A 15218-nucleotide genomic window follows, 5' to 3' on the forward strand; every position below is an offset into this window, starting at 1 on the left:
CGTCGGTGCGCGGGCAGATCGCCGCACACCGGGCATCGCATGCCATGCGTGGCGCCGATCCCCTCGGCGCATCCCGCTGCACGGCGCTTTTCAGCGATGCGGCGAGTCTAGGAACGGCCCCGGCGGACCACCCGACATTTCGTCTCAGCGAAGGCCGCGTCTACGCCTGTGCACAAAGTGTGACGACGGTGATGGCTTTGCCCCGCTTCTTCCGGTTGTACCGATGACAGGCCCCGGGGTGGGCCGCGACCGCCGCAGATGACCACGATCCGTCGCATCACCGTACCGGCGCGCATGCCAACGCGCACGCACCTCGCCGACGCCGGCGAACCGCTGTTGATCGACCTGCTGGCCTACATCGAGGAGAACATCGGCGAACCGGAGTTGGGCGGCGAGATGCTGCTGGCCGCGTTCCCGCTGTCGCGCGCCACCTTGTACCGGCTGTTCCAGGCGCGCGGCGGCGTGGCCAGCTACATCCGCGAGCAGCGCCTGCGCACCGCGCACCGCTACCTGCAGCTGCACCCGCAGTGCAGCCTGACCTGGTTGTTGTACGAAATGGGCTTCGCCTCGGAACGGCAGTTCCAGCGCGCGTTCCAGGCCCGCTTCGGCATGTCGCCGGCGCAATGGCGCAAGGCGTGCCGCGCGGCGCCGTGCCAGCCCAGGGAAGAGCGTCGCGGCCCCTACATCCCGATGTGGCGGATCATCCGCGAACTGTGCCGCACCTCGATGGTGGACGATGCGCCGGTGTACGCGCCGGCGGAGCCGGCGACGGCGCAATAGCCGCCGCCGCGCCGCGTTCCCTGTAGGAGCGGCTTCAGCCGCGACAGGTTCGCGCTGGGGAACGATTCTGTCGCGGCTGAAGCCGCTCCTACAGAACGCGCCGCCGCCGGCGCGTGTCCCGCCTCAGCGAATCACCAGCACCGGCACCTGGCTGCGCGCCAGCACCTCGGCGGTCTGGCTGCCGAGCAACACCCGGCTCATGCCGCGGCGGCCATGCGAGGTCATCACGATCAGATCGCAGCGGTGCGAAGTGGCGATATCGATGATGCCCTCGGCCGGATAGCGATCGAGCACATGGCAGCCGTGCGCGATCACGCCGGTGGCCTCGGCGGCGGCCAACGCCGGCGCCAGGATCTTCTGCGCGCCTTCTTCCCGGTCCTGCCGGTATTCGGGCGTGGCCTCGTAGCCCACGCTCCAGCCCATCGCGTCGTACATGCCCATCGCCCAGGGCTCGGACACGGTGACCACATCCACTTCCGCACCGAGCCTGGCGGCCAGCGCCAGGCCCTGCTGCAGCCCCTTGGCGGACAACTCGGAACCATCGATCGCAATCAGAATGCGCTGGTACATCTGCGTGCTCCGGTAACGCCGCTTGCAGCGGCATGGGTCCCATTGGACACCCGGCGTGGACGCCGCGCCTTGACCCGGATCAATTTCCGGGCGATCGCGCCGCCAGCGCGCGCGCCGGATTGCCGGCCACGCGCGCACCGGCAGGCACGTCGCGGGTGACCACGCTGCCCGCACCGATCACCGCATCGTCGCCGATCGTCACCCCGGGCAGCACGATCGCCCCGCCGCCGATCCACACGTTGCGGCCGATCGTCAGCGGCCGGCCGAATTCCAGCCCGGCCGCACGCTGCGCCGCATCGCGCGGATGGTCGGCCGCATACAGCTGCACCGCCGGCCCGATCTGCGTGCCGGCGCCGATGCTGACCTTGCACACGTCCAGGATCACGCAATTGAAGTTGAGGAACACGTCCTCGCCCAGATGGATGTTGTAACCGTAGTCGCAATGGAACGGCGGCCGCACCACCGCCCCGCGCCCGACCGCGCCCAACCGCTCGGCCAGCAACGCACGCCGCGTCGACGGCGGTTCGGCCAGCGCCGCGTTGTAGCGCACCATCCACGCCTTGGCCGCGGCCTGGTCGGCCTGCAACTGCGCATCGCCGGGCCGGTACGGCTCGCCGGCCAGCATCTTGTCTTTCTCGCTACGCATCCTGTCCTCCCAGGCGGTGTGGAGGGCGCATGATCGCATCGACCGCGACACCTGCGTTGTGATGCCCTCGCCGCATGGGCAATACTTTCTGCACTGCAGCCGGCCGGCGACCTGATCGTCATTGGGTGATCGCATGAAACTTCGCCTTTTCTGCCTGGCCACCCTCCTCGCGATGTTGTTCGGCACGCCGGTCCATGCCACGTCGATGCTTGCGTTCGAAGGCAGCGGCTACAGCATGACGTTCGAGATCGGCCACACCGATCGTCCGGTGATCGCCAGTATCCATTTCTACGAACCGGGCGACACCAAGGGTGTCGTATTGCGCGAGAGCTTCCAGGTAAAGACCTTCGACACCAAGCGCAAAGCGCTGCGGCTCGTCTACAGCGGCCGCGACCAGCGCGTGCCTCCCTTCACGCTGGTGGTGCATGCCAATACGTCGACACTGTCGATCGGAGACAAACGCATCGCGTCCACCTTCAGCTGGGAGATGTAGCGTGGCGAAGCGACCGCGCTAGGCACCGGCCACGATTGCGCGCTGCCGCACAGGGCCGTCCCCACCGGTGCTAATGTCCCGCGCTTGACTCACCCCAATCCAGATCCCGGAGCCCCGCCATGCCCGCCGCTATCCTTCCCGTCCCCCGCCGCGCGTGCCTGGCGCTGGCCCTGGGCCTTTCCCTGGCGCTGGCTGGTGCGGCAGGCGCGCAGACCGTACGCACGCCGGATGTGCCGCCGCCGCAGGACACGCCGTATCCGGGCAGCATCGCGCTGCAGGTGGATGCCGGCGACGTGCGCCAGGGCATCTACCGGGTGCGCGAGACCATTCCGGTCGCGGCCGGGCGGCTGACGCTGCAGTATCCGCAGTGGATCCCCGGCGACCATTCGCCGAGCGGGCCGGTGGCGATGCTGGCCGGGCTGACGCTCACCGCCAACGGCGCGCCGCTGGCGTGGCGCCGCGATACCTTCGATGTCTACACCTTCCACGTGGACGTGCCGCAGGGCGTGTCCGCGATCGAGGCCAGCTTCCAGTACCTGTCGCCGCGCGACGACGGCTTCGAGATGACCGACAGGATGCTGCAGCTGGAATGGAACAAGCTGGCGTTGTATCCGGCGGGGCACTACACGCACGGCATCCGCGTGGTGCCCAGCGTGACCCTGCCGGCAGGCTGGCAGTTCGGCACGGCGCTGGAGACCGCCACGCAGTCCGGCGCCACCACCACGTTCAAGCCGGTCGATTTCGAAACCCTGGTCGATTCGCCGATCTACGCCGGCCGCTATTTCAAGCGCGTGGACCTGACCCCGCCGGGCAGCGCGCCGGTGCATCTGGATGTCATTGCCGATACGCCGGCATCGCTGGAGATCACGCCCGCGCAGTTGCAGGCGCACCGCAACCTGGCCGTGCAGGCGCTGAAGCTGTTCGGCTCGCATCACTACGACCACTACGACTTCCTGTTCTCGCTGTCCGACGTGCTGGGCGGCAACGGCCTGGAGCACCACCAATCCAGCGAGAACGGGCTGGAGGCGGACTACTTCAGCGCCTGGGCCGACAACGCGCCCGACCGCGATCTGCTGGCGCACGAGTACACCCACTCCTGGAACGGCAAGTTCCGCCGTCCGGCCGATCTGTGGACGCCCACCTTCAATGTGCCGATGGGCGACTCGCTGCTGTGGGTCTACGAAGGGCAGACCCAGTACTGGGGCTATGTGCTAACCGCGCGCGCCGGGATGTGGACGCCGGAACAGTTCCGCGATGCGCTGGCGATGACCGCGGCCAACTACGACCGCAACCGCGAGGGCTTCCAATGGCGTTCGCTGGAAGACACCACCAACGATCCCACCGCCGCGCATCGCGCGCCGCTGCCCTACCGCAGCTGGCAGATGAGCGAGGACTACTACAGCGGCGGGCAGATGCTGTGGCTGGCGGTGGATGCCAAGCTGCGCGCGCTCAGCCACGGCCGCAAATCGCTGGACGATTTCGCCAAGGCCTTCTTCGGCGTGGACGACGGCAGCCACGCGGTCAGGACCTACACTTTCGACGACGTGGTGGCCGCGCTCAATGGCGTGGCCGCGTTCGACTGGGCCGGCTACCTCGCCCCGCGCGTGGATGCGGTGAACCCGCCGCTGCTGGAAGGGCTGCAGGCCAGCGGCTGGAAACTGGTCTATACCGACCAGCCGAGCGCGTTCGAGAAGCAGTACGACAGCCGCCACCAGTCGGCGCGCCACCGCTACAACTTCGCCTGGTCGCTGGGCCTGGTGATGAACGACGATGCCAGCATCAACGACGTGGTGTGGGACGGCCCCGCGTTCAAGGCCGGCGTCAGCACTGGCGCCACGGTGCTGGCGGTCAATGGCCAGGACTACACGCGCGAGGTACTCAAGCAGGCCATCGCCGACGCCAAGGGCGGCACCGCGCCGATCGTGCTGACGCTGAAGTTCCAGGGCGGCGTGCGCAGCGTGGAGGTGAACTACCACGACGGCCTGCAGTACCCGCACCTGGTGCGGGTGGACGGCACGCCGGACAGCTTGAGCCAGGTCATCGCCGCGCGACGCTGACGCGACGGGCGGCCGGGTCCGTACCGGCCGCCACTGCGCAGGCAGGCCACGCGAAGGCAAACGGGCCTGGCGCCGCCATTGGGAAGCGCCGCGCATCGGGCACCCCGGCGCGGACGCGGTCCATGCCGCCTCCCGGTCCACCGCCAGCCGGGGTGGCCGGATCGTCGCCGGCCAAGGCGGCGCGGCGCTGGTCGCAGCGCGGGCGCGGCTGCCTTTCCCGCCGAAAACTGTGGCAGAATTCTCACAATAAGCGTGCTGGGGAGCACGGAGACGCCTCGGGCTATGGTGGTTTCTGCGCCATTGCCGCATGACGACGGCCGCACTTCGATGCCCTGCCGAGTTCAGCGCGCGCCCCTCCGGATCTGGTGAGCACATGGACTTCCGCACTTCGTTCGACCTGGCCTCGCCGTGCATGAAGCTCGTCCGCCGCGTCGTCCTGCTGGCGCTGGCGGCGCTGGCGTTGAGCGGCTGCCAGCCGCGCCAGACCGGCATGTTCTCTACCCTGGAACTGGACAAGGACGGCCTGCTGTACGGCTACGAGATCTTCATCGTCAAGGCCGATCGCGACGCCGGCGCGGGCCAGGACTACTACGCGATCGTGCAGTGCGCCGACGGCAAGGCCGGGCCGCCGGCGATCGGCCAGGTGACGATGACCGCCGATCAGGTGCGCATCGCGCTGCCGACGCACGCGACGCCGGGCTGCCCCTCCTCCACCTTCGTCGGCACGGTGGGGTTCAAGGAACTGGCCGGGCATTTCGCCGGCGGCGAGCAACTGGCGCTGGCCCGCAAGTACAGCTTCTGGGAATGAACGCCCTCGCCTGACCCCGGCCGTGCTTGTTGGAAGACGGGCGGCAATGCTAGCGTCGCAGCGCACGCCTCCACAGGACGACTCCATGAACGCGCAGGGAGTACGCCCGTTCCGTTGGACGCAGCGTGCTGCCGCCGAGTCGCCGTTGGCGTGTTGTCCATTGCAGCCGGAACATTCCTGGGAGGTCGCATGAAGATGCTGTGTGCCGTCGTGTTGGCGGCGGTCTTGATACCGGACGCGTCCGCGCATGCCGATTCGCCGAAGTCCTCGCCATTGCTCGGCAGCTGGGCCGTGGACGTGTCACGGTTGCCGAAGCCGCCGCAGGAACGGCCGCAGAGCGTCACCCTGACGTTCGGCGAAGCCGGCGGCGGCAAGTGGGCCGCCAAGGTCGACATCGTCGAACAAGGCGGCGGGAAGATGCATGCCGAAGGCGTCGCCGCCCTCGATGGCCGGGCCACGCCGGTGAAGAACAATTTCGAAGCGGACACCTTCGCCCTGCAGCGGCCTGCGCCCAACGTGCTGGTGATGATGCTGGCCAAGGACAGAAGCGTGGCCTCGACCCGGATCTACACCGTCGCCGCCGATGGCCGCTCGATGACCGAAACCGTCGCCGCGTTCGCGCCCGACGGCAGCCCGACGATGCGCACCAACTATTTCACCCGCGTCCCGTCGCCAGCGGCGCCGCCGCGCCGCTGAGTCCGGCGGCATTCGACGAGCCGGCATCGCGGCGCGGCGCACATTCGTCCACTCTGCTCGAGGGCGCAGGCCATGCGTCTCCACCACCCACTCGTTCCCGGAGGTTGCAATGAAGCGAGTCACCGGCATTGGCGGCATCTTCTTCAAGGCCAACGACGCTGCGGCGTTGCAGGCCTGGTACAAGCGGCATCTGGGCATCGACGTGCAGGCGTGGGGCGGCACGGCGTTTCCCTGGACCGACGCTGCCGGCACGCCGGTCGCCGGCAGCACCATCTGGTCGATCGGCGCGGCGCAGGGCGATCAGTTCGCGCCCAGCACGGCGCCTTTCATGATCAATTACCGGGTGGACGACCTGCACGCGCTGGTCGCGGCATTGCGCGAGGAAGGCTGCAACGTGCTCGACCGGGTGGACGAGTCCGAATACGGGAAGTTCGCCTGGGTCATCGATCCGGAAGGCAACAAGGTGGAACTCTGGCAACCGCCTGCGGGGCGGTGATTGTGCCTCCGTGGTGTGCAGGAGGAAGCGCCGGATATCGAGGCCCCATCCTGTTGTCGCTGTCGCACCGCCGACAAGAGACTTGCGGCGGGCCTGCCGGATGCACTGCAGGAAGCGCTTCGGCCCTGGCTATTTCCGACGTCAAGGGGTGCGATGGCTTCGTTCGTCGCGACTGAAGTCGCTCCCACAAGGCGCTTGCGGCGAGCTGACTGGGTGCACTGTAGGAGGGACTTCAGTCCCGACTGCTTCCGAAGCCGGATAACTGCAGGGCTTCGTTCGTCGCGGATGAAGCAGCCCCTACAGGGGCTTGCGGCGAGCTGGCTGGGTGCATTGTGTGAGGAACTTCAGTCCCGACTGCTTCCGAGGCCGGATGGCAGCGAAGCTGCGAGGCGGCATTCGCCATGCGATCGGCGCGGCAGGGCAGTCGCCACTCTGCCGCCCATGAACGACGTCACAACGCCCAGCCCGTCAGATCACCGTCAGATTCGCGTACGCCATCACCAGCCACTTCGCGCCGACCTCGTCGAACTGCACCTGCACGCGCGCGTGCGCGCCGTTGCCTTCGTAGTCGATGACCACGCCGCCGCCGAACTTGGGGTGCTGCACGTTGGCGCCGAGCTTGATCGCCGGCGCCTCGATGGCGCTGTGGCCGAGGTTGCGCGGCGCGCCCAGCGAGGCGTTGCGCGACACCTGCACCTTCGGCCGCACTTCGTGCAGCAGCTCGCGCGGGATCTCGCGCAGGAAGCGCGAGGGCACGTTGTAGTTGTCCTGGCCGTGGATGCGCCGCGACTCGGCGTAGCTGAGCACCAGCTTGTGGCGCGCGCGGGTGATGCCGACGTAGGCCAGGCGCCGCTCTTCCTCCAGGCGCCCGCTCTCCTCCAGCGAACGCGCGCTGGGGAACAGGCCATCCTCCATGCCGACCAGGAACACCAGCGGGAACTCCAGGCCCTTGGCCGAATGCAGCGTCATCAGCTGCACGCCCTCTTCGCCGGCCTGGGCCTGGCCTTCGCCGGCCTCCAGCGAGGCGTAGGCCAGGAACGCGACCAGCTCGGTCATCGCCTGGCGGCCTTCGTCGGCGTCCTCGTCGTTGTCGGCGCGGACGAAGCGCGAGGCGACCGAGACCAGTTCGTCGAGGTTGTCGGTGCGCGATTCCGAATCCAGCCCGCCGCGGCTTTCCTTGCTCCAGTGCTCGCGCAGCGCCGAGCGCGCCAGCACCTGGTCGATCTGCTCGGGCAGCGGCAGGCCGGCCACCTCGGCGGACAGCTGCTCGATCAGGCCCAGGAACTGCGCCAGCGCATTGCGCGCCCGCGCCGCCAGGTCGCCGCCCTGCTGCGCGGCCTGTTGCGCGGCGGCCCACAGCGACAGCGACTGCGCGCGCGCCAGGCGCCGCACTTCGTCCAGGGTGCGGTCGCCGATGCCGCGCGTGGGCGTGTTCACCGCGCGCTCGAACGCCGCGTCGTCGGCGCGATTGGCGACCATGCGCAGGTAGGCCAGGGTGTCCTTGATTTCGGCGCGCTCGAAGAAGCGCATGCCGCCGTAGACGCGGTACGGCACCTGTTCGGCGATCAGCGATTCTTCGAACGCGCGCGACTGCGCGTTGCTGCGGTAGAGCACCGCCGCCTCGCTGTAGCTGCCGCCGTCGCGCACCCATTGGCGCACGCGCTCGACCACGTAGCGCGCCTCGTCGATCTCGTTGTAGGCCGCGTACAGGTCGATCGGGTCGCCGTCGCCCGAATCGGTCCACAGCTGCTTGCCGATGCGGTCCGGGTTGTGCGCGATCACCGCGTTGGCGGCGTTGAGGATGTTGGCGCTGGAACGGTAGTTCTGCTCCAGGCGGATGGTCTGCGCGTTCGGGAAATCCTTCAGGAAGCGCTGCACGTTCTCGACCTTGGCGCCGCGCCAGCCGTAGATCGCCTGGTCGTCGTCGCCGACCACGAACACGCGCCCGGTGTCGCCGGCGAGCACGCGCACGAACGCGTACTGGATCGCGTTGGTGTCCTGGAACTCGTCGACCAGGATCTCGCTGAAGCGGCTGCGGTAATGCGCCAGCAAGGCCGGGTTGTCGCGCAGCAGTTCGTGCGCGCGCAGCAGCAGCTCGGCGAAATCGACCAGGCCGGCGCGATCGCAACGCTCCTGGTACAGCGCGTAGGCGCTGCGCAAGGTGGTGGTCCACTCGTCGCGCGGCTCGGGCTGGATGTGCTGCGCGCGCCGGCCCTCGTCCTTCTGCTGGTTGATCCACCACACGATCTGCTTGGGCGGGAACTTGCCCTCGTCCAGTTCCAGCTGCTGCACGACGCGCTTGACCAGCCGCAGCTGGTCGTCCGAATCCAGCACCTGGAAGCTTTCCGGCAGCTTGGCGTCGGTCCAGTGCAGGCGCAGCAGGCGGTGCGCCAGGCCGTGGAAGGTGCCGATCCACATGCCGCGGCTGCCGTTGCGCAGCTGCAGGTCGGTGCGGTGGCGCATCTCGCCAGCCGCCTTGTTGGTGAAGGTGACCGCAAAGATGCCGTGCACCGGCACGCCGTGGACTTCGTTGAGCCAGGCGATGCGGTGGGTGAGCACGCGCGTCTTGCCGGACCCGGCGCCGGCCAGGACCAGGTAATGGCCGGACGGGGCGGAGACGGCCTCGCGCTGGGCCGGGTTCAGATCATCGAGCAAATGGGAGACATCCACCCGGGTATTTTACCGGTTGCGGCGGCGCAGCGGCTGCGACCGGGTAGCCCGATCGCGAAAAAGCAGCCTCGAAGGCGCGTTCACCCCGCCGCGAACAGCCGGCAGGCGGCCATCGTCAACGCCGGCGCGCCAGGACCCGCGCATGCAGCCGACCCCCATGCCGCGCCTGCGGCAACGCCTTCGCGGCGTCCAAAGCCGACGGGGCTGGCTTAAGATCCGCACTCCCAACTCCTGCACCGGCATCATGGACCGATCCCGCACGCACCCTGCCCGGCGCCAGCGCCTGTTCGCCTGGGCCGCCGCGCTCACGCTGCTGGCGTGGTGTACCGCGCCCGCGACGGCGCAGACCGCGCGCAAACCGTCGCCCTACGAATACCGCCAGGGCAGCGATGCGAACCCGCTGCAGCCGACGCAGGGGCCGGATTATCTGCCGCGCATCGATACCCGCGCGCAGTTCATGCAGCTCGCCCGTGTCTACAACGCCGGGACCGCGCTGGAGATGCCGCACCTGATCTTCGTGATCGACCGGCAGAATGCCGCGCGCATCTACTACATCAATACGCCGCGTCATGCGTTGCACGAGCAGTTCGTGCAACGCCAGCGGCTGGTGCCTGCCATGGACAAGGCGACGCGCAACGCGCAGTACCGCGACCCGCAGCGGCGGTTCCTGTTCGGCACCATCAGCTGGCAGCGGGACCTGCCGGGCTACACCTACGAGTTCTGGGAGGGCGACACGCTCACCGCGGCCTTGCTGTGGCAGACCGACGAGGTGGTGCGCGCCTCGTTCCGCGAGCCGATCCGCTTCAAGACCAACTCCACCCAGCACGAGCAGCTGGCCAGTTCCATGGGGCTGCCCTACGTCAGCCAGGAGGCGTTGCTGCGCGAGCAGCGGTTCCTGCCGTTGAACACGGGCCGCGCCGAGGGGCGGCTGCGCATCGTGCGCTCCGAGGAACAGCTGCGCACGCTGTCGCCGCGCGATATCCCGGTCCTGGACGAGGTGCCCATCGCCTTGGCGCCGGTCGCCGGCCTGGTGACGCAGCGTCCGTCCACCCTGCTGTCCCACGTGAACCTGCTGGCCAAGGGCTGGGGCATTCCCAATGTCTATGTGCGCGATGCGCAGAACGCCCTGCGCCAGTACGACGGCCGTTGGGTGGCGCTGGACGTCACCCACAACGACTACCGGGTGACGCCACTGACGCGCCCGCCAAGGACGCCATCGGCCGCAGCCGCCCGCCCGGCGGCGCGCAACCTGCCGCGCCCGGACCTGACGGTGGTCGCGCTCAAGCCCCTGGCGGCCCTGCGTGCGCGCGACAGCGGCCACTGCGGCGTCAAGGCCGCCAACCTCGGCACGCTGAAGGCGGCGCTGCCGCCGGCCGCGCGCGTGCCGGACGGCTTCTGCATCCCGTTCTCGCACTACCAGGCGGCGATGCAGCGGCTGCAGATTGCGCAGCGCCTGCAGGACCTGCAGCGTCGCCCGGGTTTCGCTACCGACGCGAACGTCCGTCGCGAGGCGCTGGCCACGCTGCGTGCCGAGATCGCCGACGCCGCGCCCGACCCCGCCTTCGTTCGCGCGCTCGACGAGCGATGGCGGGATCAACTGCACGGCGATGCGGTGTTCGTGCGCAGTTCGTCCAACTCCGAGGATCTGCCGGGCTTCAGCGGTGCCGGCCTGTACACCACCGTGCCCAATGTGACCCTTGCCGATGCCTTGGCCAAGGCCGTGCAGACGGTGTGGGCGTCGGTCTACAACTTCGAGGCCTACGAGGCGCGCACGGCCGCGGGGCTGCGCCAGGACGCGGTGGCCATGGCGGTGCTGGTGCAGCGTGCCGCGCCCTCGGACAGTTCGGGGGTGATGATCACCCGCGATCCGTTCGATGCCGCCCGCCGCCACATCACCTACATCTCGGCCAAGCGCGGACTCGGCATCCGCGTGGTGGAAGGCAAGCGCCAGGCCGAACAGGTGATGTACTCGACCTGGTCCAAGGCGGTGCAGGTGCTGAGCCGCTCGGCGGAAGACACCCAACTGGTGGCCGACGCCGGCGGCGGCGTCCGCGAAGTGCCCATCACCGGTTCGCGCCAGGTGCTGACCGATGCGCTGATCGCGCGGCTGGCCAGGGTCGGCGCGTCCACCAAGCAGGCGCTGGGCGGCGCGGACCAGGACATCGAGTGGGCCGTGGTCGGCGACGAGGTGCTGATCCTGCAGTCGCGGCCGTATGTGGACAGAAGCGCGCGATGACGGGCTATTGCCGTGCCGCCTGTCAGACCGCTGCCTGAAGCCTGCGCGGCCGCGGCCGCCTCCGCCGCATCGCATCGACTTCGCGGTGCGGGACCATGTGCTGCGTTCGTCTGCCCATGCCCGCTTGTTGCCGGAAACGGACATCGCGCGCTTATCGAGCAGGCGCGTTCACTGGACGGGGCGAGCGCGTAGCGCTGTCACCAGCAGCGCCGCGCCGAACGCCAGACAGGCCAGAATGGCGAGCACCGAGAGCGGGAGGCTGAACTCCTTGCGGTCCGCTAGCGCAAAGCCGGCGTGCAGGATGAAGGTGGTCACCCCCAGGCCGCCACAAGCGAGCGCCCATGCTCTTGCATGGCGACCGCGCAGCAGGACGCTTCGATAGCCGCAGAGCAACGCGCCGACCGCAACGGCGTTGAATGCCAGGAATCCCTGGATGCCTCCGGGGACGGCGAACATCTTCCATTCCTGCCAGAAGGCGGCGTCGATCTGATGGAGGATCAGCGAAAGCGCTGTCGCGAAGTAGAGACGTTCCATGCCATGGCTTCCTGATTTTCCGAACAATCCTAGCTGGCCGTCTTGTGCGTGCGGCGCAGTGGTGGAACGGCGCACTCCAAAGGCATTCCTGCTCCCGGGTGGCCCGGCGGTAATGCCTAGCATCGGCCCATCGCGGACGTTTGAGCGCGACTGTCGAAAGCGCGCCAGCGCACTGCGCAGGCGCCATGACGGCAGCCAGGCACGCCTTCAGTTCGCGTCGGCGCTCGCCGGCCGCACTTCGCCCAGCAACGCCTGCGCCTGCTGCTGCGCCTGCACGCGCAACTCCGGGATCGCCAGGCTTTCCCACAGGCTGCCGATGCGCAGGCTGCCGAGCACGCGCAGGCGCGGATCGGCATGGCCGTCGGCGTCGAGCAGCGCGCCGTCGGGCGCGGTGGCGACGCCGATGCCGTGCGGGCCGGGCGCGGCATGGCCGCAGCCCAGCAGTTGGTGCAGCAGCGGATTGCGCATGGTCTGCGCGCGCAGCTCCACGCCGGTGGCGTTGACCAGGTAGTGCGCGTCCAGCTGCAGCGCCAGCCCGTCGGGACCGACCGCGTTGACCTGCACGCAGGCGCCGACCGGGAACACCGTGTCCAACCGCGCGCGGTGCACGCGCAGCTGGCCGATCCGGCGCATCGCCTGCAGCTGCGCGAACACCGGCGCGGCGATGCGGTGCCGGTGCGCGTCCCAGTAGCGCACGGCATGGCGCAGGAAGCGCCGCTGGTCGCTGGCCGACAGCGACTGCCACAGCGCCTGGCCCAGCGGCCGCAGCCGCTCCATCACGCCCTGCCAGGGCAGGCCGCGCGCCTGCGCCGCGGCCGCATGCCGGCGCAGCGCGCGCAGGCGCTGGCGCAACGGCAGCGCCAGCAACGGCTGCGGGTCGAAGTCGGCCGTGGCGTGGCCGGTATGCTCGGCATGCGGCAGCGGCAATACCGCGTGCCGCGAGATCAGGTGCACCGGGCCGCGGTGCGCATTGGCGAGCAGGGTCAGCACGCTGTCGGCCATGCTCAGGCCGGCGCCGACGATGCACACCGTGGACTCGCGCGGGATCGCGCGCAGCTGTTCGTAGTTCCAGGCGTCCACGCGCACGTGCGCGGGCAGGCTGGCCGCGCCGCGCGCCGGCAACGGGCGCAGGCTGTTGCCCAGCGCCAGCACCGTCGCCTGCGCGCGCAGCGTCGCCCCATCCTGCAGGTGCAACGCCTGGCCGCGCGCGTCCCGGTCCAATGCCACCACCCGCTGCTGCCGCCACTGCAAGTGCGCCAGGCTTGCGGCCTGCGCCTGCGCCAGCCGCGCGCGCAGGTAGTCGGCGTAATGGCGGCGCTGCACGTAGGCCTGCGCCAGCGCGTCGCGTTGCAGTGCCGGATACAGCGCCTGCTGCTGCAGCCAGTCGAGGAAGTCGTCGGGCAGCTCGGCGAAGGCGCTCATGCGCCCGGCCGGCACGTTCAGCAGGTGCTCCGCGCACGGCGTCGCATAGGCCACGCCCTGCGCCAGCGCCGCCTGCGGTTCGATCAGCTGCAGCCGCAGCGCCTGCGTGGCCTGCCGCAGCAGGTGCAACGCCACCAGCGTGCCGGCCGCGCCGCCGCCGACGATGGCGATATCGCAGTCGCAGTCGCCATCGGATGCGGTGGGCAAGAGGTCGCTCATGCCGGCGATTGTAAGGGATGCCCCCGCCGGCTCCGCCCGCGGCTAAGAACCATCGCTCATGTCGGCGCGAACATCGCGCATGGCGGCGACATCATGCTGTCATGTACGTGCGCACTCACATCAACGCATCGGCCAGGCGGGCGATGCCTTCGCGGCTGCGCCGCCAGGTGGGCCGCTTGCGCCAGTCCTCCAGCGACAGCGCGCGCGCATCCGCCAGATAATCGGCCTCCACCGCGCGCAGCCGCTGCACCACCTCGGCGCAATAGCACAGCACGCCGATCTCGGCGTTCAGCGCGAAGGAGCGGATGTCCAGGTTGATCGAGCCGACCAGGGCGATGCCCTCGTCCACGCTCAGGTGCTTGGCATGCAGGAAGCACGGCCGGTACAGCGCGATCTTGACCCCGCTGCGCAGCAGTTCGTCGTAGTAGGCCTCCTGCGCCCAGGCGGTGAGCCGCTGGTTGCTGCTCTCCGACAGAATCAGCTGCACGTCCACGCCGGACAGCGCGGCGATGCGCAGCGCGCTGAGCGTGGCCTCGTCGGGCACGAAGTACGGCGTGACCATCACGATCCGCCGCCGCGCCAGGTGGATCAGCGCGTTGACCGCATCGCGCGCGTTCTCGAACGGATACGCCGGGCCGCTGGGCAGCAGTTGCGTGGCGGTGTCGGCACCGTGCACCGCGGTGCCTTCGGCCACGCGCAGGCGCTGCCCGGTCTCGATGAACCAGTCGCTGGCGAACACCGCCTCCAGGTGCCCGACCACCGGCCCCTGCAGGCGCACCACCAGTTCGCGGTTGGGATGGCCGCGCACGAATTCGGCCGCGGCCAGGTTCTGCGAACCGGTGTAGCCGACGCGGTTGTCGATGACCGCGATCTTGCGGTGGTTGCGCAGGTCCATGCGCCCGCTGCGGCGCCAGCGCAGGCCGCCCGGCAGCAGCGCCTGCACCTCGACGCCGGCCGCGCGCAGGCGCTTGCGGTAGCGGCGCAGCCCGCGCTTGCCGCCGCGCGCATCGAGCAGCAGGCGGCAGCGCACGCCGCGCGCGGCGGCGCGCAACAGCGCCGCCACGACCGCGTCGCCGACCGCATCGTCGAACATCAGGTAGTACAGCAGGTGCACGCGCTCCACCGCCGCGTCGATGTCGTCGATCAGCGCCTGCAGCGAGTCCGCATAGCGATCGAGCAATTCCACCGTATTGCCATGGGTGGGCATGAAGTCGCCCTGGCGCTCGATCAGCGGCACCACTTCGGCGATCGCGGTGTCGGCGGGCGGGGTCCAGCGCAGCGCGGTCAACGGCACCTGCTGCTCGCGGATCACCTGCGAGGCCTGCGCCTGGCGCTGGATGCGCTCGCGCGACAGCCACGGGTGGCCCAGCAGCAGGTACAGCGGCAGGCCAAGCACCGGCACGAACCCGACCAGCAGCAGCCAGCTGCGCGCCGCGCCGGGCGTGGTGCGCGCCGGAATCCACAGCAACGCCACCAGCCGGATCAGCCAGTCCAGCGCCAGCAGCCAGGTGCCTTCCAACCAGAACGGCAGCATCGCGACCCTTTCGCACGCCAAGTCGCCCGATTCTGCGGGCTGCGGCGGCAAACGCAA

At 69.5% G+C, this 15218-nt stretch carries 12 protein-coding genes and 1 pseudogene; 7 read left to right on the forward strand and 6 right to left on the reverse strand.

All coding sequences use genetic code 11. The features are described 5' to 3' along the window. Nucleotides 1-294: 294 nt before the first annotated feature. Nucleotides 295-771 (forward strand): annotated as a pseudogene (locus tag H9658_RS15665) (helix-turn-helix transcriptional regulator); the annotation flags it as partial. A gap of 132 nt (nt 772-903) precedes the next feature. On the opposite strand, the gene H9658_RS15670 reads toward H9658_RS15665, so the two are convergent. Both H9658_RS15670 and H9658_RS15675 read right to left on the reverse strand, forming a co-directional pair. After that, on the reverse strand, nt 904-1350 hold the full coding sequence (locus H9658_RS15670) for a universal stress protein (protein ID WP_179569947.1): 447 nt from the start codon (nt 1348-1350) through the stop codon (nt 904-906). 79 nt (nt 1351-1429) lie between these two features. Then, nucleotides 1430-1996, reverse strand: coding sequence for a maltose acetyltransferase domain-containing protein (locus H9658_RS15675; protein WP_191826045.1), 567 nt, complete (start codon nt 1994-1996; stop codon nt 1430-1432). Between the two features lie 268 nt (nt 1997-2264). On the opposite strand from H9658_RS15675, the gene H9658_RS15680 reads away from it, so the two are divergent. The 5 genes from H9658_RS15680 (at nt 2265) to H9658_RS15700 (ending at nt 6546) form a co-directional block, all read left to right on the forward strand. After that, a complete protein-coding gene (locus H9658_RS15680; protein ID WP_191826142.1) occupies nt 2265-2489 on the forward strand; it encodes a hypothetical protein in 225 nt (74 codons plus the stop codon). 119 nt (nt 2490-2608) lie between these two features. Then, nucleotides 2609-4546 carry a M61 family metallopeptidase gene (locus H9658_RS15685; RefSeq protein ID WP_191826046.1) on the forward strand — a complete coding sequence of 646 codons (1938 nt, stop codon included), beginning with the start codon at nt 2609-2611 and terminating at the stop codon, nt 4544-4546. Nucleotides 4547-4919: 373 nt separating this feature from the next. After that, the gene (locus H9658_RS15690) at nt 4920-5354 is read left to right on the forward strand and encodes a hypothetical protein (protein WP_191826047.1); all 435 of its coding nucleotides are present in this window, start codon (nt 4920-4922) and stop codon (nt 5352-5354) included. Between the two features lie 189 nt (nt 5355-5543). Beyond that, a complete protein-coding gene (locus tag H9658_RS15695; protein WP_225210023.1) occupies nt 5544-6050 on the forward strand; it encodes a hypothetical protein in 507 nt (168 codons plus the stop codon). Between the two features lie 109 nt (nt 6051-6159). Continuing rightward, on the forward strand, nt 6160-6546 hold the full coding sequence (locus H9658_RS15700; RefSeq protein ID WP_191826048.1) for a VOC family protein: 387 nt from the start codon (nt 6160-6162) through the stop codon (nt 6544-6546). A 468-nt stretch (nt 6547-7014) separates the two neighbouring features. On the opposite strand, the gene uvrD is transcribed toward H9658_RS15700, so the two are convergent. After that, nucleotides 7015-9216, reverse strand: a complete 2202-nt coding sequence (uvrD, locus tag H9658_RS15705) for a DNA helicase II (protein WP_191826049.1) — start codon at nt 9214-9216, stop codon at nt 7015-7017. A gap of 244 nt (nt 9217-9460) precedes the next feature. On the opposite strand from uvrD, the gene H9658_RS15710 reads away from it, so the two are divergent. After that, entirely contained in the window at nt 9461-11452 is a 1992-nt protein-coding gene (locus H9658_RS15710; protein WP_191826050.1) for a PEP/pyruvate-binding domain-containing protein, read from the forward strand. Nucleotides 11453-11620: 168 nt separating this feature from the next. Here H9658_RS15710 and H9658_RS15715 read toward each other — a convergent pair whose 3' ends face one another. The 3 genes from H9658_RS15715 to cls all read right to left on the reverse strand — a co-directional run bounded on the left by H9658_RS15715 (nt 11621) and on the right by cls (nt 15161). Beyond that, complete coding sequence (locus H9658_RS15715) at nt 11621-11986, reverse strand: DUF6713 family protein (RefSeq protein ID WP_191826051.1); 366 nt, start codon at nt 11984-11986, stop codon at nt 11621-11623. A 207-nt stretch (nt 11987-12193) separates the two neighbouring features. After that, entirely contained in the window at nt 12194-13627 is a 1434-nt protein-coding gene (locus H9658_RS15720; protein WP_191826052.1) for an FAD/NAD(P)-binding protein, read from the reverse strand. Nucleotides 13628-13742: 115 nt separating this feature from the next. Continuing rightward, the gene (gene cls, locus H9658_RS15725; protein WP_179569969.1) at nt 13743-15161 is read right to left on the reverse strand and encodes a cardiolipin synthase; all 1419 of its coding nucleotides are present in this window, start codon (nt 15159-15161) and stop codon (nt 13743-13745) included. Nucleotides 15162-15218 lie beyond the last annotated feature (57 nt).

Source organism: Xanthomonas bonasiae, assembly GCF_014836395.1.
Lineage (GTDB): Bacteria > Pseudomonadota > Gammaproteobacteria > Xanthomonadales > Xanthomonadaceae > Xanthomonas_A > Xanthomonas_A bonasiae.

Bases quoted from the DNA above. Each gene is read 5' to 3' on its own strand.
- H9658_RS15670 (WP_179569947.1), bottom strand. From the start codon at position 1,350: ATGTACCAGCGCATTCTGATTGCGATCGATGGTTCCGAGTTGTCCGCC.
- H9658_RS15675 (WP_191826045.1), bottom strand. From the start codon at position 1,996: ATGCGTAGCGAGAAAGACAAGATGCTGGCCGGCGAGCCGTACCGGCCC.
- H9658_RS15685 (WP_191826046.1), top strand. From the start codon at position 2,609: ATGCCCGCCGCTATCCTTCCCGTCCCCCGCCGCGCGTGCCTGGCGCTG.
- H9658_RS15690 (WP_191826047.1), top strand. From the start codon at position 4,920: ATGGACTTCCGCACTTCGTTCGACCTGGCCTCGCCGTGCATGAAGCTC.
- H9658_RS15695 (WP_225210023.1), top strand. From the start codon at position 5,544: ATGAAGATGCTGTGTGCCGTCGTGTTGGCGGCGGTCTTGATACCGGAC.
- H9658_RS15700 (WP_191826048.1), top strand. From the start codon at position 6,160: ATGAAGCGAGTCACCGGCATTGGCGGCATCTTCTTCAAGGCCAACGAC.
- H9658_RS15710 (WP_191826050.1), top strand. From the start codon at position 9,461: ATGGACCGATCCCGCACGCACCCTGCCCGGCGCCAGCGCCTGTTCGCC.
- H9658_RS15715 (WP_191826051.1), bottom strand. From the start codon at position 11,986: ATGGAACGTCTCTACTTCGCGACAGCGCTTTCGCTGATCCTCCATCAG.
- H9658_RS15720 (WP_191826052.1), bottom strand. From the start codon at position 13,627: ATGAGCGACCTCTTGCCCACCGCATCCGATGGCGACTGCGACTGCGAT.
- cls (WP_179569969.1), bottom strand. From the start codon at position 15,161: ATGCTGCCGTTCTGGTTGGAAGGCACCTGGCTGCTGGCGCTGGACTGG.